This is a genomic window from Polaromonas sp. (assembly GCF_013817205.1).
Taxonomy (GTDB): Bacteria; Pseudomonadota; Gammaproteobacteria; order Burkholderiales; family Burkholderiaceae_C; genus Polaromonas.
In genome coordinates, this window is sequence record NZ_JACDDD010000006.1 from 61,184 (window position 1) to 87,037 (window position 25,854).

Sequence of the window (25,854 nt, forward strand, 5' to 3'; positions counted from 1 at the left end):
GGATCAGGCTACGGCCAACTCCTGCAACTCATGCAGTTGCTGCAAACTGGCAAGAGTTCGCACGCAGGCTTGTGCCACTTCCTTTCCCTTGACCAGAAAGTGCTCTGTGAAGAAGCGACGATGCTCTTCATGCTCGTGAAAATGCTGGGGTGTCAGCACCGCTGAAAACACCGGAACGCCGGTGTCAAGCTGCACCCGCATCAGGCCGCTGATGACCGCATCGGCCACAAACTCGTGGCGGTAGATGCCGCCGTCCACCACGAGCCCGCAGGCAACGATGGCTGCATACCGGCCAGAGCGTGCAAGCTGCTGCGCATGCAGCGGGATTTCAAACGCGCCTGGCACTTCAATGAGGTCAATGTTTTCAGGTGCTACACCTTGCACGCCCATCTCGGCCACAAAGGCGTCGCGCCCCTTGTTGACAATGTCGGCATGCCAGCTGGCCTGAACAAAGCAGAATTTGGCGGGTTGCTGGGGCAACAAGGTTGAGGGGTGTCGATGACTCATGGGCTTCTCCTGAAAACGGTTGAACGAAATTCAGGGCGCACGAGTCTGCAGCCCGCCACAAGCCGGCGCGCAAGCACCAGCCCGCAGCAGGGGCCGAAAACACGCGCTCTCTTTCATCCGGACTGTGACCGTCGGCTTCGGGATTGAACCGAATCTGCTGACCCTGGCTTGCGGGAGCAAGCCAGGCGCTCGCGGGCTGATGCGTTTTGAATGCAAACACCGCCGGTGGGGAATTTCGCCCCGCCCTGAGAACGCTGTGCCGGCGTAGTGGCCGACACGCATGAAGTTTAAGCGCTGTCCGAAACCCGGAGCTGCGCCCGGGCTATTGAATGATGTCTGCCATTTGAAAGCTGTGGCGCCGTCCTTGCAAGGGGGAGGAGGCGAAGCCTCCACGGGGTGTGCTTATTCCAGTTCGGCAATCATTTCAATCTCGACGCAGGCGCCCATGGGAATCTGCGCCACGCCAAATGCAGCGCGGGCATGGGCACCCCTGGCACCAAAGACGTCGCCGAACAGGTCGCTGGCACCGTTGGTCACCAGATGGTGTTCGGTGAAGTCAGCGGTGGAGTTGACGAGGCTCACCAGTTTGACGATGCGTTTGACCTTGCCAAGGTCGCCGACCGCCGCGTGCAGCGTGCCCATCAGATCAATCGCAACCGCGCGCGCCGCTGCCTTGCCCTCGTCGGTCGTCATGTTTTTGCCGAGCTGGCCGACCCATGGCTTGCCGTCTTTTTTGGCAATGTGCCCGCTCAGAAACACCAGCTTGCCGGTCTGCACAAAGGGCAGGTAGGCAGCGGCCGGCACGGCCACAGGCGGCAAGGTGATGCCCATGGTCTTGAGTTTGTCGTAAATCGGGGTGGTGCTCATGGGAGTCTCCTGGTGCGGCAACAGGGTGCCGGTTGATGAAGAAAAAGGCCGCCAGCCCTTGACTGGCGGGCGAAAGCAGCTATTAAAAGAGTAGCAATGACGCGCCGGGTGATCCTGCAATTCTAGCGCGCGATGCGCTGGCGCCGGTTTTCCGCCATCCCGGCTCAACCCTGCGCTCCCTGCGCGGATCGTCATTCAGGACGAATACCCGCCTTGCGCACGACAGCACCCCACTGCTCGACCTCGTTGCGCATGAACGCGCGCAATTCATCGCGGCTCGAACCTTTGAGATCAATGCCCAGCGTCGTGAGTCGATCGCGGGTAGAGGGGTGCGCAAGGGCGGCCATGGCCTCCTTGCGCAACCGCTCGATGATCTCGATCGGTGTCGTGGCAGGCGCCACCAGGGCCCACCACTGGTTGAACTGCATGCCGGCAATCCCCGCTTCTTTGGCCGTGGGCACCTCGGGCAGGCCCGGAAGGCGGGAGGCTCCAGTCACCATCAATGCGGACAGCTTGCCGGCGGACAGCAGAGAGTTCCCGCTGGCCATGGTGGCGAAATGGCCGGTCACCGTGCCGGCCACGACATCGGTCAGGGCCGGTGCGGAGCCCCGGTAGGGGATGGGGTTGATCTTCAGCCCGGTCGCGCCGGCAAACAACTCGCTGGAGAGATGGCTGATGGAGCCATTGCCGCTGTGCGCCAGGGCGAAGGGTGCATCCGAACCTTTGCCGTTTTTCAGGAAGGCCCTGATGTCACCGTTTTTGTATTGGGAGGCGCTGACAAAGAGCACCAGCGGTGATGAACCGACCATGGAAATGGGTGAAAAATCGCGCAGCAGGTCATAAGGCATCTTCGCGAAAACCGCAGGCGCAATCGCATGGGGCAATTCGACGATGGCGAAGGTGTAACCGTCGGGCAGGGCCTTGGCTGCCGCTTCCGTGCCTATGCGGCCGGAGGCGCCGGAGCGGTTGTCTACGACGACACTCTGGCCCATGGTTTCGCTCATGCGCTGCGCGACTGCGCGGGCTATCGCATCGGTGCTGCCGCCCGGCGCCCAGGGCACGATCAGGCGAATGGGTTTGTCCGGGTAGGCAGCGTGGGCGCCTGCACCCGACAGACCGACCAGAGCGGAGATAAGGAGGGGCAGAAGTCGGTTCATCATGGGTTGATTCCTTTCGGGAGGGTACACATCGGGTCAGGTAAGACAGCCGGGATTGGCAAGGGGATCAAATGGGTCGCGGTCACCTTTGGCCGTCAGCACCAACAGGGCGTGTTCCGACGGGCCGACCTGGCCCTGTTCGCGCAATTGCTGCAGAGCGCTCAGGCAAGCCCCTGCGCAGAGCTCAACCCAGAAACCATGTGCGGCAAGCCTCGCTGTGCCTTCAATCGCAGCGGCGTCATTCACGACCACGGCGCCCCCACCGGATCGCTGGACGGCCAGTTGCTGCTGCAAAGTCACGGTGCCGCCGGCGGTGGAGAATTGCGCGGTCTGCCCGCTGAACTCTGCTTGCGCCGAGGCCCCGGTCAGAACGTGGCTCAGGCGTGCAAAGGGCTCGACTGCCCACAAGCGCGGCATGTGGCCGATCAGCCCTGCGGTTCGCAGATCACGCAGGCCGCTGTAGATGCCCCACAGCAGATCGCCGCGGGCTGTCGGCACCAGGATATGGTCGGGCAGGCAACCGGCGGCCACGATCTCCAGTGCCACGGCGCGGTAGCCTTCCACCCCGAATACCGGGCTACCCACCGCCGGAACGCTGTAGTTGGTCAGGGCAAATGCACCCTCGCTTTCCACCAGCCGGCGCACGTAGTTCCAGCGCTGCGGTCCCTGGTCGAAGCTAAGCCTTTTTGCGCCCAGTTGATGCAGCGCCCGCGCGAAGGGCGTGGGCATGTCGTGGTAGGTGGCGATCTCGCAGCGCAAGCCTGCGGCTGCGCAGTAAGCTGCGGCTGAAACTGCGGCGTTGCCACTGGACGCCAGTACAACGGTTGTGGCGCCTACTTCCAGCGCGCGGCTGACGGCTTGGGCGGACATCCTGTCCTTGTGCGAGCCGGTCGGGTTCATGCCCTCGTGCTTGATGCTGAGTTGGCCGACGCCAAGCGCATCCGCCAGCTTGGGCAGGTCCAGGCAGGGTGTGTCACCTTCGCCAAGGGAGATGCCCTGGGTGTACGGCAGCCAGTCGCCCCACATATAACCCGATCTCGCGGGTGACAGTGTTGCTGGCAGCTCACTATAAACCGCCTCCAGGCTTGCCGGCATCCCCTGTGCAGCGCAATGGGGGCATCCGGCCGGCCGGTCCTGCAGTGGATATTGGCGAGCGCAAGAAATGCAACGAAGGGCGGCCAGACGGGGATTTTGCCGCACGGTTGCTTGCCGGGCCGCCGATTGTTCTGGAACGAGAGACATACGGTTCATGCGTTGAATGTTAAAGACCTGCGCCCTTGCCGACATACCGCCGATAATGCGATTAATTAAGTAAAACTTATAGGGTGACCGCCATGCTGGAAGCCAGCACACGCCAGATTGAGGTATTCCGCATGGTTATGCGGCTGGGCAGCGCCAACCGTGCCGCTGCTGCCCTGCACGTCAGCCAGCCTGCTGTCACGCAGATACTGCAGCAACTGGAGCTGCGCTCTGAACTGAAGCTGTTTGATCGACCCAAGGGGAAGTTGATGCCAACCCCGGAGGCCCATGCGCTGATGGAAGAAGTCGAGCGCGTGTACGAGGGTCTGGAGACGGTGCAGCGGAAAATTATGGCGCTGCGCTCTCACGAGGACGCCGTGCTGCGGATTGGCTCCTTGCACGCCATGGCGGCGAGTGTCATTCCTTGGGCATTGACCGAGTTCCAGCGCAGTTACCCGCGTACACGTTGCCTGCTGTCAGTGGACAGTTCCATCGCCCTGCGGGATGCGCTGTTCCAGGGGGCGGTGGACTTGGCCTTCCTGGGTGACGAGGCCGATACAGGGGGGCTGGTCTCTTCTGTTTTTTACGAAGTGCCTGCGGTCTGCGTGATGCCTGCCGCTCACCCGCTGGCACGTCGGCCCCAGCTTGGCGCGGCGGATTTGCGCGATATTGCGCTGGTGGGACTGGCAGCGTCTGATCCCGCGCAGCGGCGCCTGGAGGCGGCGTTTGCGCAAGCGGGCATTCAGCCGCGCTTTGTGATTGAAACGCCTTACAGCGCCACCCAATGTTCGCTGGTGCTGGCTGGCGCCGGCCTGGCTGTGACCAACCCTCTTGTTGCGCGCGAGTATGTGGCGATGGGGCTGCGTTGTGTGCACTTCGTCGCGGGTGTGAGTTTTCGGGCTTTGCTGGCGTTCAAGCCGCGCCAGGCCCAGTCAGGTGCTGCACAGGAGTTCGTTGCGCTTTGCCGCCGTTACCTTTCAAACGGCCTGCCCGCCGGCCCGGTGCCTGATACGCCTTAGGCCACCTCGACGGGCGTGACGGTAACGGCCACGTCCAACACATGGCGGGCACCGCCGCGGATCACGCCGCGCATGGGCGAGACGTCGAGGAAGTCGCGGCCGGTGGCCAGGGTCACATAGTCTTCGCCGGGGGCGCGGTTGTTGGTCGGGTCGAAGTCAAGCCACACGCCGGGGTTTTGCCCGACCGCCAGCCGCATGCGGGCGGCGTCGCTGGACAGCGGGCAATAGACCGACGCCCAGGCGTGCGAGGCGTCGCTGCCGATCAGGCGTGGCTTGCCGGGCGGCGGGTTGGTCAGCATGTAGCCGCTGACGTAGCGCGCCGGAACACCCATGGCGCGGCAGCAGGCCACCATGATGTGGGCAAAGTCCTGGCACACACCTTTGCCAGACTGCAGCGCCTCCAGCGCCGGCGTGCCGACGTCGGTGCTGTCGCTCTCGTAAGTCATGCGGGCGTGAATCCGCTCCATCAGATCCTGGGCAACCTCGGGCAAGGGGCGCCCGGGGGTAAAGCTGGGGCGTGCAAACTCTGCAAAGGCGTCGTCGCGCGGTACATAAGGCGAGGCAAACACAAACTCGCAGGCGCTGTCGTAGGCGCCGCCTGCCTGATAGCGAAACTGCTCGCGCACCTGTTCCCACGGCAGGCCCCATGACAAGTCCTTGACGGCGCTGTTGACCGCAAGGGTGGAAACCACGCTCTCGGCGGTCACAGTCAGTGTGTCGTGCGGCACGCGCAGCGAGAAAAACGTGCGGGCATTGCCATACACGTCTGTCAGTTCCCGCAATTGCGTGGGCTCAGGGCTGATGGCGAGGCTGTGTTTCAGTAGTTGCTGGCCTGCGTGGCTGGCGGGCTTGAGATGCAACACATGATGCGCGTTCTCGACCTGCGGTTTATACCGGTAGCGGGTTTCGTGAACGAGGTGAAGCAGCATGACAAAAAAGATCGGTCGAGGCGGGAAACTGGGAAACGGGCTCAGGCGCCCAGGCTGTGGTCGCTGGATGCAGCGTGGCTGAAATAGCGTCGGCTGATCGCGTCAGACAGTTCAAAAGCGGCGCTGCAGCATTGCTCCAGCTGCGCCAGCAGCCCGGCGTGGCGCTCGCTTTCCATGCCGGGAATGGCGACGCTGAGGTCGGCCAGTTGCCAGCTGCCGGGGTTGGGCAGGGCGCTTGTCATGTCGGGCACGTCCTGCACCGCGCCTGCCGTATTGCGCGACAGCTTGCTGAGCCGCTCGCGCAGTGTCTGGGTGACCCAGCCGAGTGAACGCGGGTTGTCGCGGTCCAGCACCAGTAGATCCAGCAAGGCCGGGACTTCGCGTTGTTGCTGGTACTGCGCGTGGAAAGTGATGGTGCTGTCAAAGAACGCAATGATGGCGTCGAATCCGCCCGCGTCATGCACGGCACCGGTTTCAAAGCCCAGGATCAGCGCGGCAGCCAGCGTGTTCAGACGCTCAATGTGGCGGCCTGTGCTCAGCAGGCGCCAGCCGTCGTCGCGTGTCATGCGGTCGGTTTGCGCGCCGGTCATGGCTGCCAGGAAACTGCTGGCAGACTCCAGCGCGCGCAGAGCTTCCACGGACGAATATTCAAGCGCCTGGGTGGCCGGATGCTCCGGACCGCTGAAAGACGCGCAGTGCCGGAAAAAATCTTCATCTGCCCGCACGATCACATGCCATTGCTCTTGCGACAGGCGCTCGCGCACGGCCGAGGCGGCGCTTTTGAGGGAGCGCAGGTTGTAGCCGACGCTGGCGGCTTGCTCGGTGTCGGCCAGCGCAGAAATCAGCGACCTCTCGAACACGCGGCGCGCCTGCGTGGCCGGTGGCACGGACTCCAGCACCAGACCATTGCGCACCGCCATCTCGGACAGCCAGGCCAGCAGGGGTTGAGACGACTGCTCCTCGCCGCTGAGTGATTGCAGTGTCAATTGGGCCAGGCGAATCGAGTTTTCGGTACGTTCGGTGTATCGGCCCAGCCAGAAGAGGTTCTCTGCCGCGCGGCTGGTCACCGGCGGTTTGTGGCGCGCAATTGGGGTGCTTGGGTTTAAAACGCCGGGTCGGGTGGTGGGCTCGGTAAAAGCTTTTGTTCCGCGAGTGCTCTGTGCTGCAGCAGGCTCAACGTCCGCGGCCAGTGCCCATACGTCGGCACTGCTGCCGCCTTGCTGCATGGACGCAATCTTGTTGTTGGGGCCGGCCAGCCGCGCCAGCCCGCCCGGCAAAACCTGCCATTCGCCCGTACCATCAGCCACCGCAAAAACGCGCAGCATGGTGGACCGCGGCGCAAGCCGCTCGCCATGCCAGGTCGGCGTTTGCGACAGGGGCAGGTAGGCCTGCACGGTGTACTCCTCGCTATGCCGCATGATGCGGCCGGCCCATTCGTCCAGCTCACGGCGGGACAACATTTGTGCAATCACCGCCTCTGTGCCGGAGCCGGGGTAGGTGCCCTTGATGACGCAGTCTTTCAGACGGGGCAAGACCTCATGCAAGGCGGCCTGCTCGCCGCACCACCAGGTGGCCAGCGAGGGCAGGGCGAGCGGCTCGTTAAGCAGATGGCGCGAAAGCGCGGGCAAAAATCCCAGTAACGCACTGGACTCCAGAAAGGCCGAGCCCGGCGCGTTGGCCACCAGCACATGGCCTGCCCGTATCACCTGCAGCAAACCGGGTACGCCCAGGGTGGAGTCGGAACGCAGCTCCAGCGGATCCAGAAACTCATCGTCCAGGCGCTTGAGCAAGCCGTGCACGGGCTCCAGTCCCTGAAGCGTCTTGAGATACAGTCGGTCGCCGCGCACCAGCAAGTCGCTGCCTTCCACCAGGGTCAGGCCAAGGTAACGCGCCAGGTAGGCGTGTTCAAAATAGGTTTCGTTGTACGGGCCGGGTGTCAGCAGCACGATACGGCTGTCCTCGCCATCAGCGCCCGCCTGGCAGCGCGCTTTCATGCCATCTATCAGGGTTTTGTAAGAGGCTGCGAGCCGCTGCACTTTCATCTCGCGAAAGGCTTGCGGGAACAGCCGCGAGATAGCGAGCCGGTTTTCCAGCAGGTAGCCCAGGCCAGATGGTGCCTGGGTACTTTGCGAGACCACCCACCAGCGCCCGTCGGGGCCGCGCGCCAGGTCAAAAGCCGCAATGTGCAGGAAGTTGCCCTCAGCGGGTTTTATGCCGTGCATCGCGCGCAGATAGCCCGGGTGGCCTTGCACCAGCGCCGCCGGCAACAGGCCTTGCGCCAGCAATTGCTGAGGGCCGTAAACGTCGGCCATGATGTGGTCCAGCAGGCGTGCGCGCTGACGGACACCGGTTTCGATGCCGGCCCACTCCTGGGCTGAGAGGATGACCGGAAACAGGTCCAGCGACCACGGCCGCTGCGGGCCATCAGCATCGGCATACACGTTGTAGGTCACGCCGTTGTCGCGGATCTGGCGCTGCAGATTGGCGCTGCGGTGGTTCAGGTCATCAAAACCCTTGCCGCCCAACAATTCGAAAAAGCGGTTCCAGCTGGGTGACAGTGCGGCCTGGGCATCGGTTTTCTCGGCAGTTTTAGATGGGGCGGCTTGCACCTGAGCCGGTTCCGTACCCGCCATTTGCAGCGATGTGCGCTGGGTCTGGTTTTGACTGGCGGCGGGCGTGATCGGCCCCGTGCCGATTGCTATGGCCGTGACGCCATGCAGCTCGTTAAAGTGGCCAGGATCAGCGGGCAGCGCCAGGGCGCGCGCAAGATCAACTGAGGTCTCCAGCGCTGCTGCCGCAAAAAGTGATTTGTTATTTTCCACTGCTACCTTTGAACAGGCTCCAAGTATCCTTCATGGCCGGCCCGCCCCCGGCCTTGACAGGCAAGACTGCCCGTATTCAATCCCCGGTGTCGCTACCATAAGACAAAGAAGGTGATTGTTCGATGGCCGGTGTGAGCTTTACTGCCACTATTTTTTTGCAGGGCATCAACCCCTATGTGCTGGTGAGTGCCGCCAGGGCGCGCGCCATCCGACCGGAGTGGCGTAAACCGCTGCAGGTTCTTGCTCGTGTCAACGGCAAACCTGAACAGGCCTGGCGCGTCAACATGATGCCCGTGGGGAACGGCAGTTTTTACCTCTTCCTGCACGAAACCGTTCGCACCGCCTCCGGCACCGGCGTGGGTGACCGGGTGCGTATCGAGTTGGCGTTCGACGAGGCGTACGAAGGCGGCCCGGCCCATCCTGTTCCGGTCTGGTTTGAGCAGGCACTGTCAAGCAACGCCGCGGCAGCAGCCAACTGGGCGGCGCTCAGTCCGAGCCGAAAGAAGGAAGTTCTGCGTTATTTCGCAGGCCTGAAAACTCAGGCGGCGCGAGAACGCAATCTTGAAAAAGCCATGCTTGTGCTCTCGGGGCAGGCCGGACGGTTCATGGCGCGCAGCTGGGCGCAGGGCCGCTGAGGATGTCATCGACCAGCCGCTGGTCTTCGTCGCACACCCAGCACTCCCTCAGGTTGCCGTCCTGCACGCGGTAACGCAGCAGTCGTTCCACCACCACGGTTTTTCCCTGGTGCTTAAACTGTTCAACCGCGATGATCGCGCCAAAGTGCTCGCCCACCAGTACGTCGCGGATGGCAAGCAGCTTGCGACTGGTTTTGTCCCGCACCTGCCTGAGAACGGCCAGGCAAGCGGCTTTTCCGCGATGCGTGCCTGCCAGCGGGTTGCGTCCGAAGTAGTGAAAAATCACCTCGTCGTGGTAGCTGTCCACCATGGTTTGCAGATCATTCGCTTCCCAAGCGGCGGCGTAGCGTGTGACCGCTGCGGCGATTTGTTCCGTTTCACGCATGCAAGGCCGATCGTGCAGTTGGCGCCAAGCGATGCGACTCGGCGGTCTTGAGTAGATAGGCCGCAAGCTGAGGCGCGATCTTTTGCTGCCACGCCATCGACGCACCGAAAGTTTCATACGCGCGCACATCTTCAAAAAGCGCCAGGCCAACAAGCACACATTCGCCCGTGCGCACAGGCAGCCGTGTGAAGGTGTTTTCACTGGTCTCGTTGACATACCAGCCTTGCTGGATCGCTCCGCCTTCGCCTAAAACCTGCGCCATCTCTTGCCTGCAAAACGCCAGCAGATCAGCCGAAGCCGGCTGCTTCAAATAGAAAATCGTGAGGTCCACAAAGCCACGCGGAATTGTCGACTCTCGCTTGTCCGCTCGCCCACGCAAGTCAACCGGAAAGTGTGCTCCCGCCCAGGCGGGACGCAACAGCAGTACGTTGTCAGAATCAATCATCGTGGCATTCGCCACGTTGCGATGGGTTTGCCACACCGCGCCGCCGTAAAAGGCGGCGAGCGCATCGTGGCGTGTCTGCATGGTGCTGAAACCGCGCAGCCACACAAATCGGTTCGCGTCATCAAGATCACGAAACTGGCCGAGGACCGGCATGCCCACCGCATCTTGCGTCTCAAGAAATTCACGATCAAACAAGTCGATGAGCACATCCCGTTTGTGAGGATGCAGGGTGTATTGCCTCAGTTCAAGGACATCCAGCGCATAGCGTTCAAGCAGAGAGTGATTCATACAGTTCCAGTCAGTGGGTAGAAAAGGCGAGGCGCTAGGACTCCAGCCTGGTGTAGTTCATGGTCCAGTTGGGCTGCCAGGTCAGGCCCTCGTCAGCGGAAATGGCTTGCTCCCAGCGGGGCTGCGCGGTGTTCAGTCGCGACCATGTGTGGCGCAGTCGCACAGGCCGACCGTCGATTTGGTCATTGCCTTCCAGTACGCCCTGGCTGTCGCTGAATCCACCGGTCAGAGCTGGCTGCAACAGACCGTCTCGTGCGGAGACCCAGTAAGCCTTCCAGCGCTGCGCCGCCACGTCAAACAGATGGACGGACAGGCCCAGCGGCACGCCTGCACCATCGCGCAATTCGTCATAGTTGGCCAAGCCGCCCAGCAGCGGCTCGCAGATTTGCAGGCCGTCAAAACTCTCCCACTCATTTCCGTTTTGTGGGGTGGGAAGCAGGCGACGGTTCTGCACCTTCCACTGGCCGAAGAAGAAATCGAAGTCGTGGTTGGCCGAAGGCAGCGCTTGTTGTGTCGGTGGTGCCGCGTCGCTGCGGGTGAAGGTCATGACCCAGTTGGTCTCCCAGGTCTTACCGTCGTCAGTGGAAAAGGCCTGTTTCCAGCGCGGCGTTGCGGTGTGTGTGCCCGACCAGGTGTAGCGCACCCGAACCGGCTGGCCTTCGTGGGTGTCCACCCCTTCAAAGACGCCAGTGCCATTGAAAAACTCGCCTGTAACTGGCGGCTGCAACAGGCCGTCCTCCGGGCTGACCCAATAGATATTCCACTGCCGGGTCTGCAGGTCAAGAAAGCGCAGCGACATGCCGACCGGGCCGGCGTCATGAAGCATTTCATCGGTATTGCCCATGCCGCCCAGCAGCGGCTGGCAATACTGGGTGGCGTCAAACTCTTCCCAGTCGGTGCAGCGTTGCAGCCGCTGGCGCAAGCGCTGGTTGTGTACCCGCCAGTGGCCGAATAAAAAATCAAAATCATGCAGACCTTCGGTGGGGTCTGACGCGGCTTGTGCGGTTGCGCTCATGCATTTCCTCCTGTTGCCCGTTAGCCAAACCGGCCCCGGTCAAGCCAATGTAAAAGCGTAATAGGGCGATATCGGCCCTGATTAAGTTTTAAACTGCTTTCATGTATTCACCCACCACACGCGTGCTCACGGTGCTGGAGCTTTTGCAAAGCCACGGCCGGATGAGTGGCGCCGATCTGGCACGTCGGCTGGACGTGGATGGCCGCACCTTGCGCCGCTACATCGCCAAATTGGAAGACCTGGGAATCCCCGTGGTGGCTGAGCGTGGCCGTTATGGCTGTTACAGCCTGATTGCCGGTTTCAAGCTGCCACCCATGATGTTCACAGATGACGAGGCGCTGGCCTTGTCCATTGGCCTCGTGGCAGCACGCGGTCTGGGCCTGGCCGAAGCTGCTCCCGCAGTGCAAAGCGCGCAGGCCAAGCTGGAGCGGGTGATGCCCGGCAAACTCAAAAACCGCATTCGGGCCCTGGCCGAGACAGTCACGCTGGACCTGGCCCGCTCGGTGGCGCAGGGAGACAACACGGCGCTGCTGGCCTTAAGCGATGCCGCCCACGGCTGCCAGCGTGTGCACCTGGACTACCGCTCAGCGGATGGCTCGGTGACCGAGCGGGACATGGACCCCTATGGGCTGGCTTTTCGGGGAGGGCGCTGGTATGTGGCCGGTTGGTGCCACTTGCGAAAGGATTTGCGCTCGTTTCGGCTCGACCGTGTGTTGCAGGTGCAGGCGCTCAATGCCGTGTTTACACCGCCGGCCGATTTCAACGCCGTGCAATACCTTGCGCTGGGCATTGCCACCTTGCCGCGCGCCTTCAGTATTCGTGTCTTGCTGCATACCAACGTAGAAGCCGCGCAAGCCCAGCTGTTTGAAGGCATTGGTGTTTTTCAGCCCTGCGAGGAGGGTGTGGTGCTGCACGCGCAGGCCGACGACTTGCCCTGGTTTGCACGCCAGTTGGCCAGGCTGTCGTGTGACTTCGAGATCCGGCATCCACCCGCTTTACGCAAGGCTCTGAAGGTTAGTGCCGAGCGGCTGCTCAAGCTGGTTTAGATCCAGCTCAAGCGGGCCCCAGCTCTAACGCAAATCCATCGTGAACGGAAACTCACGGCTGGGCTGCGCTGGCTGGACCTGGATGCGCCCGGGCGTATGGCCCATCTGGAAAAAGCGGTTCAGGCGTCGGCTTTCGGCTTCGTAGGAGTTCACCGGCAGGGTGTCGTAGCTCAGGCCGCCCGGGTGCACCACATGGTATTGGCAGCCTCCCAATGAACGTTCCATCCAGGTGTCGACAATGTCAAAGGTCAGCGGCGCATGCACGCCCACCGAGGGGTGCAGGGCCGATGGCGGGTTCCAAGCCTTGTAGCGCACACCGGCCACGTATTCGCCCACCGTGCCCGTGTTTTGCAGTGGCAGCGTGCGGCCGTTAACCGTGATGACATAACGGTTGTCGTTGAGGCCGGTGACATGCACCTCGACACGTTCGAGCGATGAGTCCACATAACGCACGGTGCCGCCGGACGAGCCTTCCTCGCCCATGACGTGCCAGGGCTCCAGCGCGCTGCGCAAAGTCAGCTCGATGTTGTTGGCCTTGACTTGGCCGATCATCGGAAAGCGGAACTCGAAGTGCGGCTCGAACCAGGCCATGTCAAAACCGTAACCAGCCTCGTTGAGCTCGGTCAGCACATCGGCAAAGTCCTGTCGGACAAAGCCGGGTAACAGGAAGCGGTCATGGAGCTCTGTGCCCCAGCGCGTCATGCGGCCGTGATACGGCTTGTTCCAGAAACGCGCCACCAGCGCACGCAGCAGCAACTGCTGCACGATGCTCATGCGGGCATGCGGTGGCATTTCAAAAGCGCGCAACTCCAGCAGGCCGAGGCGGCCCGTGGCCGAGTCGGGTGAGTACATCTTGTCGATGCAGAATTCGCTGCGGTGGGTGTTGCCAGTCACATCGACCAGGATGTTGCGCAGGGTGCGGTCAACGATCCACGGCGGCATGTCCTGGCCGTATTTCTGGCGGTTGGTGGTGATCTCGCGCAGCGCGATTTCCAGCTCGTACAGCTGGTCATTGCGCGCTTCATCAATCCGTGGCGCCTGGCTGGTAGGCCCGATGAACATGCCCGAGAACAAGTAGCTCAGTGACGGGTGGTTGTGCCAGTAGGCAATCAGGCTGCCCAGCATTTCTGGTTTGCGCAAAAACGGGCTGTCGGGCGGTGTGGCACCGCCCATCACAAAGTGGTTGCCGCCGCCCGTGCCGGTGTGGCGGCCATCGGTCATGAACTTTTCAGCAGACAGCCGTGTTTCGTGCGCGATTTTGTAGAGAAACTCGGTGTGTTCAACCAGCTCGTTCCAGTTGTAGGCCGGGTGGATGTTGACTTCAATGACGCCGGGGTCGGGCGTGACCTGCAGCATTTTCAGGCGCGGGTCGCGCGGCGGTGGATAGCCCTCAAGCACGATCTGCAGATTCAGCGTTTGCGCACTGGCTTCGATCGCGGCCAGCAAGTCCAGGTATTCCTCGAGCCGCTCTACCGGCGGCATGAAGACGTAAAGCGCGCCGGTGGGCGGTTTGGTGCCGACCTCGCCCGCGGCGCGCTTGACTTTGGGCTCGTCCTTGGGTCCGTTGGCGCGGGCAGGGTCGCGCACTTCCACACACAGCGCAATGCGCGGCAGCCAGGGTGCCGACTGTTTGGACGCCGGCATGCGGTCTGCATCTTTGGCAAGGGCGGCTGCGGCTGGTTCGACTGGAACCGCGGCGTCTGCGACCGCTGCACGTCGTTCGCTGATGGTTTCGGCGGAAGGCAGTTCCTCACGCGGCGCAAAGGGGTCGGCCTCGTTGACGCCGGGGTTGTCGGTTTTGGACACCCAGGGCATGGCGTCAAGTGGAAGGCGATAACCCATGGGCGAGTCGCCCGGGGCAAGGTACATGCGGTCATCCCGAAAGTACCAGGGACCGGTGGCCCACAACGGGCCCGTGGCCGGCGCGTTGTCTGATTCTTCCCGTACCTTGAGCGGCAGCACATAACCGACCACCGCATCCAGACCCTGCGAAAACACGCGGCGCAGGCGCTCGCGTTCCATCGCGTCGTCCAGCTTGGTGTCAAACGGGTCCACGTTGACGGGCAGGCGGCGCTCGCGCCAGAGGTAGTACCAGGTGTCTTCATACCCCGGTGTGATGTGCTGGGCAGACAGGCCGAGCTTGCCGGCCAGCGTTTCGGTGAAACGGCGCGCATCGTCGCTGGTGTAGCTGCAAGGCTGGCGCTCGTCGGTGAACAGCTCGGGGTTTTTCCAGACTGGCTGGCCATCCTTGCGCCAGAAAATGCTGAGCGCCCAACGCGGCAATTGTTCACCGGGGTACCACTTGCCCTGGCCAAAATGCAAAAAGCCGCCCTGGCCGTACTCCGCGCGCAGCTTTTGCACCAGCTCCGTGGCGTAGCCGCGTTTGGTCGGGCCCAGGGCGTCGATGTTCCACTCTGCCGCGTCCCGGTCCTGCGTGGCAACAAAGGTTGGCTCGCCGCCCATGGTCAGACGCACATCGCCAGCGAGCAGATCCTGGTCCACCTGGTGACCCAGCTTGAGCACATCGGCCCATAACGCGTCGGTATAGGGCTGGGTCACGCGTGGCGATTCGAAAATGCGCTGCACCCCCATGTGGTGGGCGAACTCCACTTCGCTTTTGTCGACGCCGCCTTCTATCGGCGCAGCGCTCGATGGCTCCGGCGTGCAGGCCAGCGGGATGTGGCCTTCACCCGCCATCAGACCGGACGTCGGGTCCAGGCCGACCCAGCCGGCGCCGGGCAGGAACACCTCGCACCAGGCGTGCAGGTCGGTGAAGTCGCTTTCCGCACCGCTGGGACCGTCCAGCGACTTGACGTCAGCCTTGAGCTGGATCAGGTAGCCCGAGACAAAACGCGCCGCCAGCCCCAGATGCCGGAACAGCTGGACCATCAGCCAGCCGGTATCGCGGCAGGAGCCGATGGCGAGTTGCAGGGTTTCTTCTGGCGTCTGCACGCCGGGCTCCATGCGGATGGCGTATTTGATGTCGCCCTGCAACTTCTGGTTCAGCCCGACCAGGAAGTCGATGGTGCGTTTGGGCGTGCGGTCCACGCCGTTCAGGTAGGCCTTGAGCAGCGGCGTGAGCGTCTCGGTCGCTAGGTAGGGCGCCAGTTCGCGCGCCTGATCCTTGCTGTAGGTGAAGGGAAACTCCTCTGCTTCGGGCTCGAGGAAGAAGTCAAAGGGGTTGAACACCGCCATCTCGACGACCAGGTCAACCGTGACCTTGAACTCCCGCGTGGGTTCAGGAAACACCAGCCGCGCCTGGTAGTTGGCAAACGGGTCCTGCTGCCAGTTGATGAAGTGGCCCTTGGGCTCGACGCTCAGCGAATAGGACAGCACCTTGGTGCGGCTGTGCGGGGCAGGGCGCAGGCGCACGACTTGGGGGCCGAGCTTGACCAGGCGGTCGTATTTGTAGTGGGTGATGTGGCTCAGGGCAACGTGGATGGACAAGTTCGGTCTCGCTTCTCAGAAATATCGGGGCGTTGTGGCAACTATGCCGCAGAAATCGCATGTTGGCCGTTTGCCGGCCTGCATTCAACGGTTTTTATATCGCCGCTACAAGCAAGAGCTGCGCCAAAGGCCTGTTAGCCTGTCAGCGGATATGCGGGACTGGCCGTTGATCGTTGATAGATCTCGCCGCAGCACACAAAAGAATATTCAACCAGGGAGGCATGTGCGACCAGGGCTTTTAGCGACATCACCGGTCCGGGTGGCGGGTCTGGTTTTTTGCGGATTTGTCGCAGGCGCGGCCTTGCAGCTTCAGCAGCCCGTGTTGCACCCCGCCTGGGTGTATGGCGCATGGCTTGCCGCTTCGCTGATGGCCGCGCTGGTGACTGCGCGGGTGTATCGCCGCATGCCACCGGGCGCGGTGCTCGCCTTGCAGGCCGCCGCCTTGTTGCTGGCGCTGGTGTTCGGCTTTGGTCTGACTGGGTTGCGTGCGGTCATCTTTCAGGCTGGCGCGTTGTCGCCAGCACTGGAAGGCCGCGACATCGAGGTCACGGGCCGGGTCCTGGCCATGCCTCAGCGCGGCGACTACGGCTTGCGTTTTCGCTTTGCCATTGAGTCAGCCCGGCTGGACGGTGCGCCGGTGGACTTGCCGCCCCGGGTTTACCTTGGCTGGTATACCGGTTTCGGTTTAAGGGAGCCCGCAGCCGGCACCGGCGGCCCCGACAATCCCGAGGTCGGCGCCAGCCCCACCGCCGCGCTGGCCTTGCAGCGCCAGCCGCCAGCCCTGCGCGCCGGCGAACGCTGGCAAATGACGGTGCGCCTGAAAGCGCCGCATGGCAACAGCAACCCGCGTGGCTTCGACTACGAACTCTGGCTTTGGGAACAGGGTTTGCAGGCGACCGGCTATGTGCGCGCCGGGCCGCGGGACCCCGCGCCACGGCTCATCTCTGACAGCTGGCGGCACCCGGTTGAACGTGCGCGGCAGGCGTTGCGCGATGCGGTCTACGCACGGGTGAGCGACCGCCACCTCGCCGGTGTGGTGGCGGCGCTGCTGATGGGCGACCAGAATGCCATCGACCGTGCTGACTGGGATGTGTTTCGCGCCACCGGCGTGGCGCACCTGATGTCCATCTCCGGTCTGCACATCACCATGTTCGCCTGGCTGGCGTCGCAGGGCGTGGGGTGGTTCTGGCGGCGCTCTGCGCGCTGGAGTCAGGCCCTGTGTCTGGCGCTGCCGGCGGGGGGCGCGGGGGCTTGGGGCGGCTTGCTGCTGGCGGCCGGCTATGCCTTGCTCTCGGGCTGGGGCGTACCGGCGCAGCGCACGGTCTGGATGCTGGCGGCGGTGGTCCTGTTGCGCCAGAGTGGCAAGCGCTGGCCCTGGCCGCAGGTCTGGCTGCTGGCCATGGCGGTGGTGGTCGCACTCGATCCCTGGGCGCTGCTGCAAGCCGGATTCTGGTTGTCATTTGTGGCGGTGGGCGTGCTCTTCGCCACTGGCAGGGATGCTGAAAACCGGGATAAAAGTGCTATTAATTTAGGAGCTGTAGACGCCCATTTTGTAAGGGCTAGAGTCCAAAATAGTCACATACTCGGGCGATGGGGCACCTGGCTGCCCCAAGGCTTGCTGCTGGCCATAGGCGCAGTGCTCCGCGCAGCCAGGGAACAGTGGGTCGTGACCTTGGCACTGGCGCCGCTGTCTTTGCTGCTGTTCAACCAGGTGTCGCTGGTGGGCCTGCTGGCCAACGCGCTGGCCATCCCGTGGGTCACGCTGCTGGTGACGCCGCTGACCATGCTGGGCGTGCTCTGGGCGCCGCTGTGGGAGGCGGCCGCTGCTGCGGTGGCAGCGCTGATGCTGTTTTTGCAGTGGCTGGCGCGCTGGCCGCTGGCAAGTATCAGTGTGGCCGCAGCGCCGCTGTGGTGCGCGCTGGCCGGTGTAGCGGGTGGCCTGCTGCTGGCCCTGCGTTTGCCCTGGCACTGGCGCGCTCTGGGGGTACCGCTGCTGCTGCCCGTGCTGCTGTGGCAATCGTTGCGGCCCGCGCCGGGCCAGTTTGAACTGATCGCGGCCGATGTGGGGCAGGGCAACGCATTGATTGTGCGCACCGCCGGCCACACCCTGGTTTACGACAGCGGCCCGCGCTTTTCAAGCGAAAGTGACGCCGGCCACCGCGTGCTGGTGCCGCTGCTGCGGGCTTTGGGCGCCAGGGTGGACACCCTGATGTTGAGTCACCGTGACAGCGACCACATCGGCGGCGCACCTGCCGTGCTGGCGATGCAACCGCAGGCCGCTTTGCTCAGCTCCATCGAGGCGGGCCATCCGCTGCAGGCGCTGCGCCCCTCGCAGCGCTGCGTGGCCGGACAGCAGTGGCGCTGGGACGGCGTGAATTTTGAGGTGCTGCACCCGCCCGCAGCCGACTATGACAAACCGCAAAAATCCAATGCCATGAGCTGCGTGTTGCGCATCTCCAGTGGCGGCACCGCAGTCCTGCTGGCCGGTGACATCGAGCTGGCCCAGGAGCAGCGTATGGTGGCGGCCGGCGTGAACCTGAAAGCAGACCTGCTGCTGGTGCCGCACCACGGCAGCAAAACCTCGTCGAGTGCGGCCTTCCTCGACGCCGTGCAGCCCAAGGTGGCGATGGCCCAGACCGGCTATCGCAACCGCTTCGGCCACCCGGCACCTGCGGTGATGGAGCGTTACCGGGAACGCGGCATCCGGGTGTTGGTATCGCCGGCCTGCGGTGCCGCCACCTGGGCCAGTGGGCAGCCAGACCGTGTGAGTTGCCAGCGCGAGGCCGGATTGCGCTACTGGCATCACCGCGCCAGCGATTAAAAGCCGGCTTCCTACAGGCGGCTGGCGCATTCCTTGCTAAGCTAGACCATGCAGAAGAAACCTGAGGGAGACAAGCTGATGAGCGGAGCCAAGTTTGACGAGATGAACGCCGGTGACACGGCGGTGAGGGAGCATTACCAGAGCTACCAGCGCTGGCTGGTCCGGCAACCGGACGCGGTCATGCAGGCCAGGCGCGCAGAAGCCGAGATGATTTTCCGCCGCGTCGGCATCACCTTTGCGGTGTACGGCGACAAAGATGACGGCAACTCCGAGACAGGCGGTACCGAGCGGCTGATTCCTTTCGATCTGATTCCCCGCATCATTCCCGCGCACGAGTGGGCCACCATGGAACGCGGCCTGGTCCAGCGCGTGACCGCCCTGAACCGCTTCATCCATGACGTTTACCACGACCAGGAAATCATCAAGGCCGGTGTGGTTCCGGCCGAACAGATTTTCCAGAACGCGCAATTCCGTCCCGAGATGATGGGCGTGGACGTGCCGGGCAACATCTATTCGCACATCAGCGGCATCGACATCGTGCGCGCGCCCAACGCACAGGGCGAGGGCGAGTACTACGTACTGGAAGACAACCTGCGCGTGCCCAGCGGCGTGAGCTACATGCTGGAAGACCGCAAGATGATGATGCGGCTTTTCCCCGACTTGTTCAGCGAAAACCGTGTGGCACCCGTCGCGCATTACCCCGACCTGCTGCTGGAAACCCTGCGCGACAACTCACCCGCGCACCGGGCCGAGCCCACAGTTGTTGTTCTGACGCCCGGCATGTACAACTCGGCCTACTTTGAACATGCCTTCCTGGCCCAGCAGATGGGTGTGGAACTGGTTGAAGGCCAGGATTTGTTCGTCAAGGACAACTTCGTCTACATGCGCACCACACGCGGCCCAAAACGCGTCGATGTGATCTACCGCCGGGTGGATGACGATTTCCTGGACCCGCTGGCCTTCCGTCCCACCTCCACGCTCGGTTGTGCCGGCCTGCTCAACGTTTACCGCAGCGGCAACGTGGCGCTGTGCAATGCCATAGGCACCGGCGTGGCCGACGACAAGTCGATTTACCCCTATGTGCCCAAGATGATCGAGTTCTATCTTGGTGAAAAACCTATCCTCAAGAACGTGCCTACCTACATGTGCCGCAACGCCGACGACCTGGCCTACACGCTGGCCAACCTGAAGGACCTGGTTGTCAAGGAAGTGCACGGCGCCGGCGGCTACGGCATGCTGGTCGGACCGGCATCGACGCAGGCCGAGATCGAGGATTTCCGCAAGGCCGTGCTGGCTAACCCGGCTGGCTACATTGCCCAGCCGACGCTGAGCCTGTCCACCTGCCCAACCTATGTGGAAAGTGGCATCGCACCGCGCCACATCGATTTGCGGCCCTTTGTGCTCAGCGGCAAAACAGTGCAAATGGTGCCGGGCGGTTTGACCCGCGTGGCGCTGAAAGACGGCTCCCTGGTGGTCAACTCCTCGCAGGGTGGCGGCACCAAGGACACCTGGGTGCTCGAGGACGACAACTACAGCACCAGCCAGACGCAAACACAGTCGCAGTCCGGGCAATCACAAAGCCAGTCGCAGGGAGGAAGCAAATAATGTTGTCAAGAACCGCTGATCACCTCTTCTGGATGTCCCGCTACTCAGAGCGCGCCGGCGACATGCCGCAGGCATTCGCGGGGATGACTCATCAACTGCGCGTAGCGCTTGTGAGGTCATCACCAAAACACGCAAAGCGCGCCAGCGCTTTCGGCGTTTGAGGCCAAGGAGAAATATATGCTGTCAAGAACCGCCGATCATCTTTTCTGGATGTCGCGCTACACAGAGCGCGCCGAAAACACGGCGCGCATGCTGGATGTGAACTACCACACGTCCCTGCTGCCGCAATCGACCGCCGTGGCGCAAGTGGGCTGGAAGGGCTTGCTCAGCATCAGCGAGCTTTCGCAGGCCTATGAAAGCAAATACGGCGCCGTCAACGCACGCGACGTGATGGATTTCATGGTTCGCGACGAGAAAAACTCGTCGAGCATCATCTCCTGCCTGAAAAACGCTCGGGAGAACGCGCGTGCGGTGCGCGGCACGCTGACCACCGAAGTCTGGGAAACCCAGAACCAGACCTATCTTGAAATTTTCCGCATGTTGCGCAACGGCGAGTTTGAGCGCGACCCTGGCCAGTTTTTCGAATGGGTCAAGTTCCGCTCGCATTTGTCGCGGGGTGTGACCGTGGGCACCATGCTGCAGGACGAGGCGCTGCACTTCATGCGACTGGGTACCTTTCTTGAGCGCGCCGACAACACGGCCCGGCTGGTTGATGTGAAGTTTCACGCCGTGCAAAGCGACTTCTACGGCGCCGCCAGCGAGAAGGACCAGGAGTACGACTTCTATCACTGGAGCGCGATCCTGCGCAGCGTCAGTGCCTTCGAGATTTACCGCCGCGTCTACCGCAACGTGATCAAGCCCGAGCGCGTTGCCGAACTGCTGATCCTGCGCGCCGACATGCCGCGCTCGCTGGCCGCCAGCCTGCAGGAGGTGGTGAACAACCTCAAGCTGGTGACCGACGACACGACCTGCGACACCGTACGCCGCGCCGGCAAGCTGTCTGCGGACCTGCGCTACGCCCGCATCGACGAAATTCTGGCCACCGGCCTGCACGCCTACCTCACGCAGTTTCTGGACCGCGTCAACGAACTCGGAGCCTGCATCAGCCGCGATTTCCTGGTGCCGGCCACCAGTTGAGAGCCGCTATCGCTTCTGCCGGGAACAAGAGGCACCGGTCATGAAGTTACATGTCCGGCACGTCACGGACTATCGGTATACGGAACCGCTGCGGTATGCGTTGCAAACACTGTGGCTAACCCCGCAGTCCGGCCCGGCGCAGACCGTGAATTTCTGGAGCCTGGGCGCGCCTGAAAAGCTTTTCGAGCAGCGTGATGCCTTTGGCAACCGGGTCAGCTCCTACACTTTCGTCGGCCAGGTCGCGGACAACGTGCGCTGGAGTCTGGTCAATGCTGCCGGCAACGTCGACACCTTTGGCATCGCCGAATTCACCGATGCGGACACCATGCCGCATCCGGCGTTTTTTTTGCGCGCCACACAGCTGGCGACACCGCACGCGCGGCTGGCAGAATTCGGCCGCGACTTCGTGTCACCCCCGGTTGCCGGGTGTGTCGATCTGGCCATGCTTTTGGCCCTGAGCCGGGGTGTGGCGGGCGCAGTCAGCTATCAAAAAAATAGCACGACGGTGACCACCACGGCCTTGCAGGCATTCGAAGCGGGCGCCGGCGTCTGCCAGGACCAGGCCCATGTGATGGTGGCGGTCTGCCGCAGCCTGGGCATCCCGGCGCGGTATGTCAGCGGCTATTTTTATGCCGCCAACGAACCTGATCTGGCCAGCCACGCCTGGGTCGATGTGTGCCTGGACGTGACGGCGCGGCGCTGGGTCAGCATCGATGTGACCCACAGCTGCCAGATCGACGAACGTCATGTGCGCCTGGCCATGGGCACCGACTACAACGCCTGCCCGCCGATCAAGGGCGTGCGACAGGGCGGCGGCAAAGAGACCATGACCGTCGATATCACGATCCGGCCAGTCTGAAGCCTCAGTTGCTGCTGCTGTTGCTGCTTCTTTTGGTGGCCACTTCCCGACCCAGTTCGATCACCGACATCGCGTAATAGCTGCTCCAGTTGTAGCGCGTGATCGCGTAGAAGTTCTCCGTGCCCGCGACATACATCGGCGCGCTGCCGCCCTTGGCCGGGTCGCCGTTGAGCAGTTCCACCAGGGCCAGCGGGCCGCGGTGCTGCAGTGCCGGCCCTTCAAGCACGGCGCCTTTGGCGGTGAAACTCGCGACGCTGAAAGTCGGCAGGATGTCGGGCGCCATCAGCGCGTCCATGTCCAGCCGGCTGTTGTCAAAACTGACCGGGTAATGCGTGGTCATGCCGGGCTGCCAGTTGAAGGCCTTGAAGTAGTTGGCGACCGAGCCAATCACGTCGGCGGGGCTGTTCCACAGATCGATGTTGCCGTCGCCGTCAAAGTCCACCGCATATTTGTTGCGGCTAGAAGGCATGAACTGCGGCATGCCCATGGCGCCGGCGTAACTGCCCAGCGCCGCAAACGGGTCCGTACGCTGCCGGCTTTGCAGGGTCAGGAACTGCTCCACCTCGCCTCTGAAAAACTCGGTGCGCTCGCGCGCGCGCGGATGCGAAGCCGGGAAGTCAAAGGCCAGGGTGGCCAGCGCGTCCAGCACGCGGAACTTGCCGGTGTCGCGCCCGTAAATGGTTTCCACGCCGATGATGCCGACGATGATTTCCGCAGGCACGCCGTATTCCGCTTCGGCACGGGCGAGGCTGGCCTGGTTGTCCTGCCAGAAGCGCACGCCGGCGCCGATACGGACCGGATCGATGAAACGGCTGCGGTAAACGCGCCAGTTCTTGACGAAGGTTCTGGCCGGTGGCTGCATCAGGCGAACCACGGTCGGCAGGTGGCGGGCCTGGCCCAGGGTCTGGCGCACCCATTGCGGATCCAGGTCACGCCGGCGGGCCAGGTCGTCGGCGAACGCCATGGCTTCCGGGCGGTCGGCGTAGCGCAGCACCTCCTCCTGGCTGGTGACCGTGCGGGTGGCTGATGTCCGGGGTTTGGAGTCTTTTTGGCCCGCAGCCCACGCCCCGCCTGCGCAGGCAGCTATCAATAGTGGAGCAACCAAGCAGCGGGCGGCGAGGAGCGTGGGGAAGGGGGGTGTGATCATGAGGGACTGAGCTTCCTGAAAGCCGGGAAAAGCCGGGAAAAGGCGGTTGAAGGGCACAGTATGGCCGCAGGCGCGAGGTCCGCATGTGGGACGGCGACTCAAACCGGCCAGCGCAACCCGGCGAATTGTTTTTTGAGCTGGGCCAGGCTGATGTCGGTGCCAGCGGCAGCGGCATACCGCTGGGCTTCGAGCTGCATCAGCCAGTCGTGGATATCCCGGCCGTCGCTGCCCTGCTGCGCCAGCAGCTGTTGCGCGAGCTGGCGGGGGGAGCTGCCAGCGTGGCTGACCAGGCCGGCGCGGGCAAGCCGCCTGCGCGCCCGGTCCAGCAGCCGCAACCACGGGTCGTGCTGGGTCCTGTCCCACCATGCCCAGATAGCGCCTGCGCCGCTCACCCCCACCAAGATGGCGATCAGCACATAACTGAGGTCTTCCCAGCTGGGTGACTGAAAGCCGATGTTCTTGAGCAGGTCCAGCTGTTTGCCTTGGGTGTAGTTGAGCACCCACTGGTTCCAGCGGTTGTTGACGGCTTCCCAGGTCGCCCGCAACTGGGCCGACAGGTTGGGATTGAGGTTGACCAAGGTCTGGCCGATGAGGCCCTGCGGCGCGGCCAGCCGCTGGAATGCGCCGGTGCGTCCGGGCGACACGGCCGAGGTCGGGTCTACTCGCACCCAGCCCTCGCCGGCCTGCCAGACCTCGGTCCAGGCGTGCGCATCGCTCTGGCGCAATACCCAAAAGCCATCGACAGAATTGAGCTCGCCCCCCTGGTAGCCAGTGACAATACGCGCGGGGACGTCCATGGCCCGCATGAGAACCACAAAAGCCGAGGCGATGTGTTCGCAAAAGCCCTCCTTGCGGTCGAACCAGAACTCGTCGGCGGTGTTGGCGCCATACACGCCCGGCTCCAGCGTGTAGACATAGCCGCCGGTGCGCAGGCGTTCCATGGCCACCTGTACCAGAGCGCGGCTGTCCGCCTGCGCATAGCGCGGGTCACGCCGGATCTCGGCTGCCAGCGCGAGCGTGCGCGGGTTGAAGCCCGGAGGAAGCTCGACAAACTCCTGCAGACCGACTTCCTGCTTTTCAGGGCCGTGGCGGAAGACCGGGTGACTTTGCACTTGGTAACGAAGCAGGTCGGTGATGGGGCGGTCGGTGAACCACTGCAACTCGCTGCTCATGCGTGTGCGGTAGCCAGGAACCACCGGGCTTTCGGCGGCGGCCTCCATCACGAACAGCCACGGCCGGTTGGTAGGTTCCAGCGTGACCTGGTAGGACAGGGCAGGCCCCTCGACCCTGAGCTTGTCGGTCAGCTTGTGGCGCGACGGAAAACGCGATTCCGAAGAGGGAAGCCATTGCCGTCCGTCAAAGGCAGAGAGTACCGGTCCGCGAAAGTACAGCTCGCGCTGAGGCGGTGGACGCCCCTCAAAAGCGATGCGCATGGCGATGCTGTCGTCCAGCGCCAGGCTGGCGATGGTGCCGACCTGCATGGTGGCACTGAGGCCGCTGCGGCCCGTCATCGCGTCAGTCGGTGTTCCCCACAAGGGCGCCATGCGCGGAAAAAGCAGAAACAGCACCACCATCACCGGCGCGCCCAGCAGCGCCATCCAGCCGGCGGTTCTGGCGGCCTGCTGCAGCGGCGGCTTGCCCACCGGCATGTGGGCGTTGACCAGCGCCGTCAGCAGGCCCAGCAGTCCCAGCAGCATGCTGAAGGCCGTCAGCAGCGACTGGGAGTAGAAGAAGTTGGTCAGCATGGTGAAAAAGCCGAGGAAAAACACCACGAAGGCGTCGCGGCGGGCGCGCAGTTCCAGGGTTTTGAGCGCCAGCAGGATCACGATCAAGGTCACCCCGGCATCGCGGCCCAGCAGGGTCTTGTGCGTCAGAAGCGTGGCACCGACGGCAATCGCGAGCAGCACCAGCAGCCACCATTTGCTGGGCAGCGGTCGGTTGCCGAAGGCCAGCGTTCCGCGCCACAGCAACATGCCTGCCGCCAGCGCACTGCACCACCAGGGCAGGTGGGCGACTTGGGGCAGCAGCACCCAGCCGATGACCGCCAGCAGAAACAGGGTGTCGCGGCTGTCGCGGGGCAGGGATTGGATGCGGGCTAGCATGCTTGCTCCTCGCAAAGGCCTGTGCCTGTCATTCGGACTGGCGCTTGCCTGACCTGAGTTTGTCGAAAGGTCGAAGCGCTTTTTTTCCCGTTCGGGCTGAGCTTGTCGAAGCCTGCGCAAGCTTGTGAGTTGGTAGTTCTTCCAGCAAGCCGGGGGTTGCCCGGCGGCAACTCACTTTCTTTTTGCGTCGCCAAAAAGAAAGTAAGCAAAGAAAAAGGCGACCCGATGGTCCGGGTCCCTTCGCTTCGCTGCGGGCAACCTGCGGTGCTCGCCGAAAACGGGGTCGAGCTCGAACTCGCTACGCTCAGACAATCGCTCGCCCTGATCCGTTTTCGGCTGCGCTCCTCGGCCCGGCCCGACGGGCGGGGGAACAGCATACCAA

Annotated in this window: 21 protein-coding genes and 1 riboswitch; of the genes, 8 read left to right on the forward strand and 13 right to left on the reverse strand. The window is 63.3% G+C overall.

Translation table 11 applies throughout. The features are described from left to right. Positions 1-3: 3 nt before the first annotated feature. The 4 genes from H0W47_RS02710 to H0W47_RS02725 form a co-directional block, all read right to left on the reverse strand. Positions 4-507, reverse strand: coding sequence for a 6,7-dimethyl-8-ribityllumazine synthase (locus H0W47_RS02710; RefSeq protein WP_296920334.1), 504 nt, complete (start codon positions 505-507; stop codon positions 4-6). 101 nt (positions 508-608) lie between these two features. Beyond that, positions 609-764: riboswitch (FMN riboswitch) on the reverse strand. Between the two features lie 145 nt (positions 765-909). Continuing rightward, positions 910-1,374 (reverse strand): RidA family protein, encoded by a 465-nt coding sequence (locus tag H0W47_RS02715; protein WP_296920337.1) that lies wholly within the window; start codon positions 1,372-1,374, stop codon positions 910-912. Between the two features lie 191 nt (positions 1,375-1,565). Continuing rightward, positions 1,566-2,534 (reverse strand): tripartite tricarboxylate transporter substrate binding protein, encoded by a 969-nt coding sequence (locus H0W47_RS02720; RefSeq protein WP_296920340.1) that lies wholly within the window; start codon positions 2,532-2,534, stop codon positions 1,566-1,568. Positions 2,535-2,567: 33 nt separating this feature from the next. Continuing rightward, complete coding sequence (locus H0W47_RS02725; protein WP_296920343.1) at positions 2,568-3,557, reverse strand: pyridoxal-phosphate dependent enzyme; 990 nt, start codon at positions 3,555-3,557, stop codon at positions 2,568-2,570. Between the two features lie 308 nt (positions 3,558-3,865). Here H0W47_RS02725 and H0W47_RS02730 point away from each other — a divergent pair, with 308 nt between their 5' ends. Beyond that, positions 3,866-4,789: a LysR substrate-binding domain-containing protein gene (locus tag H0W47_RS02730; RefSeq protein WP_296920346.1), complete on the forward strand. Its 924-nt coding sequence runs from the start codon at positions 3,866-3,868 to the stop codon at positions 4,787-4,789. Here the strand turns inward: H0W47_RS02730 and H0W47_RS02735 are convergent. Further along, positions 4,786-5,718: a transglutaminase family protein gene (locus H0W47_RS02735; protein WP_296920349.1), complete on the reverse strand. Its 933-nt coding sequence runs from the start codon at positions 5,716-5,718 to the stop codon at positions 4,786-4,788. The two genes, H0W47_RS02730 and H0W47_RS02735, sit on opposite strands and share 4 nt — an antisense overlap. A gap of 41 nt (positions 5,719-5,759) precedes the next feature. Then, positions 5,760-8,540: a circularly permuted type 2 ATP-grasp protein gene (locus tag H0W47_RS02740; RefSeq protein ID WP_296920352.1), complete on the reverse strand. Its 2,781-nt coding sequence runs from the start codon at positions 8,538-8,540 to the stop codon at positions 5,760-5,762. Positions 8,541-8,671: 131 nt separating this feature from the next. Here H0W47_RS02740 and H0W47_RS02745 point away from each other — a divergent pair, with 131 nt between their 5' ends. Further along, positions 8,672-9,175, forward strand: coding sequence for a DUF1905 domain-containing protein (locus H0W47_RS02745; protein ID WP_296920355.1), 504 nt, complete (start codon positions 8,672-8,674; stop codon positions 9,173-9,175). Here H0W47_RS02745 and H0W47_RS02750 read toward each other — a convergent pair. From H0W47_RS02750 to H0W47_RS02760, 3 genes are read right to left on the reverse strand one after another with little or no spacing between them, the layout of a single operon-like run. After that, entirely contained in the window at positions 9,144-9,560 is a 417-nt protein-coding gene (locus tag H0W47_RS02750) for a nuclear transport factor 2 family protein (RefSeq protein ID WP_296920359.1), read from the reverse strand. The two genes, H0W47_RS02745 and H0W47_RS02750, sit on opposite strands and share 32 nt — an antisense overlap. Beyond that, positions 9,553-10,293 carry an NIPSNAP family protein gene (locus tag H0W47_RS02755; protein ID WP_296920362.1) on the reverse strand — a complete coding sequence of 247 codons (741 nt, stop codon included), beginning with the start codon at positions 10,291-10,293 and terminating at the stop codon, positions 9,553-9,555. The genes H0W47_RS02750 and H0W47_RS02755 overlap by 8 nt, the downstream gene beginning before the upstream one ends. 34 nt (positions 10,294-10,327) lie before the next feature. Further along, positions 10,328-11,308, reverse strand: coding sequence for a hypothetical protein (locus H0W47_RS02760; RefSeq protein WP_296920365.1), 981 nt, complete (start codon positions 11,306-11,308; stop codon positions 10,328-10,330). A 101-nt stretch (positions 11,309-11,409) separates the two neighbouring features. Between H0W47_RS02760 and H0W47_RS02765 the strand changes: the two genes are divergently transcribed. Then, entirely contained in the window at positions 11,410-12,354 is a 945-nt protein-coding gene (locus H0W47_RS02765) for a YafY family protein (protein ID WP_296920368.1), read from the forward strand. Positions 12,355-12,378: 24 nt separating this feature from the next. On the opposite strand, the gene H0W47_RS02770 is transcribed toward H0W47_RS02765, so the two are convergent. Beyond that, on the reverse strand, positions 12,379-15,801 hold the full coding sequence (locus H0W47_RS02770) for a DUF2126 domain-containing protein (protein WP_296920370.1): 3,423 nt from the start codon (positions 15,799-15,801) through the stop codon (positions 12,379-12,381). Positions 15,802-16,102: 301 nt separating this feature from the next. Here H0W47_RS02770 and H0W47_RS02775 point away from each other — a divergent pair, with 301 nt between their 5' ends. The 5 genes from H0W47_RS02775 to H0W47_RS02795 all read left to right on the forward strand — a co-directional run bounded on the left by H0W47_RS02775 (position 16,103) and on the right by H0W47_RS02795 (position 22,223). Continuing rightward, the gene (locus H0W47_RS02775) at positions 16,103-18,622 is read left to right on the forward strand and encodes a DNA internalization-related competence protein ComEC/Rec2 (protein ID WP_296920373.1); all 2,520 of its coding nucleotides are present in this window, start codon (positions 16,103-16,105) and stop codon (positions 18,620-18,622) included. 78 nt (positions 18,623-18,700) lie between these two features. Next, the gene (locus H0W47_RS02780) at positions 18,701-20,227 is read left to right on the forward strand and encodes a circularly permuted type 2 ATP-grasp protein (RefSeq protein ID WP_296920402.1); all 1,527 of its coding nucleotides are present in this window, start codon (positions 18,701-18,703) and stop codon (positions 20,225-20,227) included. Next, complete coding sequence (locus H0W47_RS02785; protein WP_296920377.1) at positions 20,227-20,388, forward strand: alpha-E domain-containing protein; 162 nt, start codon at positions 20,227-20,229, stop codon at positions 20,386-20,388. The genes H0W47_RS02780 and H0W47_RS02785 overlap by 1 nt, the downstream gene beginning before the upstream one ends. A gap of 16 nt (positions 20,389-20,404) precedes the next feature. Continuing rightward, entirely contained in the window at positions 20,405-21,364 is a 960-nt protein-coding gene (locus tag H0W47_RS02790; RefSeq protein ID WP_296920380.1) for an alpha-E domain-containing protein, read from the forward strand. 40 nt (positions 21,365-21,404) lie between these two features. Further along, on the forward strand, positions 21,405-22,223 hold the full coding sequence (locus H0W47_RS02795) for a transglutaminase family protein (protein ID WP_296920383.1): 819 nt from the start codon (positions 21,405-21,407) through the stop codon (positions 22,221-22,223). 4 nt (positions 22,224-22,227) lie between these two features. On the opposite strand, the gene mltB is transcribed toward H0W47_RS02795, so the two are convergent. The 3 genes from mltB to H0W47_RS02810 all read right to left on the reverse strand — a co-directional run. Beyond that, a complete protein-coding gene (mltB, locus tag H0W47_RS02800) occupies positions 22,228-23,370 on the reverse strand; it encodes a lytic murein transglycosylase B (protein WP_296920386.1) in 1,143 nt (380 codons plus the stop codon). 98 nt (positions 23,371-23,468) lie between these two features. Further along, positions 23,469-25,472 (reverse strand): transglutaminaseTgpA domain-containing protein, encoded by a 2,004-nt coding sequence (locus H0W47_RS02805; protein ID WP_296920389.1) that lies wholly within the window; start codon positions 25,470-25,472, stop codon positions 23,469-23,471. 171 nt (positions 25,473-25,643) lie between these two features. After that, positions 25,644-25,854, reverse strand: a 211-nt coding sequence (locus H0W47_RS02810; RefSeq protein WP_296920391.1) for a hypothetical protein, incomplete at its 5' end; no start/stop codon positions are given.

What these genes read in the sequence shown, in the direction of transcription:
- H0W47_RS02710 (WP_296920334.1), bottom strand. Translation starts at nt 507, where the DNA reads ATGAGTCATCGACACCCCTCAACCTTGTTGCCCCAGCAACCCGCCAAA.
- H0W47_RS02715 (WP_296920337.1), bottom strand. Translation starts at nt 1,374, where the DNA reads ATGAGCACCACCCCGATTTACGACAAACTCAAGACCATGGGCATCACC.
- H0W47_RS02720 (WP_296920340.1), bottom strand. Translation starts at nt 2,534, where the DNA reads ATGATGAACCGACTTCTGCCCCTCCTTATCTCCGCTCTGGTCGGTCTG.
- H0W47_RS02725 (WP_296920343.1), bottom strand. Translation starts at nt 3,557, where the DNA reads ATGTGGGGCGACTGGCTGCCGTACACCCAGGGCATCTCCCTTGGCGAA.
- H0W47_RS02730 (WP_296920346.1), top strand. Translation starts at nt 3,866, where the DNA reads ATGCTGGAAGCCAGCACACGCCAGATTGAGGTATTCCGCATGGTTATG.
- H0W47_RS02735 (WP_296920349.1), bottom strand. Translation starts at nt 5,718, where the DNA reads ATGCTGCTTCACCTCGTTCACGAAACCCGCTACCGGTATAAACCGCAG.
- H0W47_RS02750 (WP_296920359.1), bottom strand. Translation starts at nt 9,560, where the DNA reads ATGCGTGAAACGGAACAAATCGCCGCAGCGGTCACACGCTACGCCGCC.
- H0W47_RS02755 (WP_296920362.1), bottom strand. Translation starts at nt 10,293, where the DNA reads ATGAATCACTCTCTGCTTGAACGCTATGCGCTGGATGTCCTTGAACTG.
- H0W47_RS02760 (WP_296920365.1), bottom strand. Translation starts at nt 11,308, where the DNA reads ATGAGCGCAACCGCACAAGCCGCGTCAGACCCCACCGAAGGTCTGCAT.
- H0W47_RS02765 (WP_296920368.1), top strand. Translation starts at nt 11,410, where the DNA reads ATGTATTCACCCACCACACGCGTGCTCACGGTGCTGGAGCTTTTGCAA.
- H0W47_RS02780 (WP_296920402.1), top strand. Translation starts at nt 18,701, where the DNA reads ATGAGCGGAGCCAAGTTTGACGAGATGAACGCCGGTGACACGGCGGTG.
- H0W47_RS02785 (WP_296920377.1), top strand. Translation starts at nt 20,227, where the DNA reads ATGTTGTCAAGAACCGCTGATCACCTCTTCTGGATGTCCCGCTACTCA.
- H0W47_RS02790 (WP_296920380.1), top strand. Translation starts at nt 20,405, where the DNA reads ATGCTGTCAAGAACCGCCGATCATCTTTTCTGGATGTCGCGCTACACA.
- H0W47_RS02795 (WP_296920383.1), top strand. Translation starts at nt 21,405, where the DNA reads ATGAAGTTACATGTCCGGCACGTCACGGACTATCGGTATACGGAACCG.
- mltB (WP_296920386.1), bottom strand. Translation starts at nt 23,370, where the DNA reads ATGATCACACCCCCCTTCCCCACGCTCCTCGCCGCCCGCTGCTTGGTT.
- H0W47_RS02805 (WP_296920389.1), bottom strand. Translation starts at nt 25,472, where the DNA reads ATGCTAGCCCGCATCCAATCCCTGCCCCGCGACAGCCGCGACACCCTG.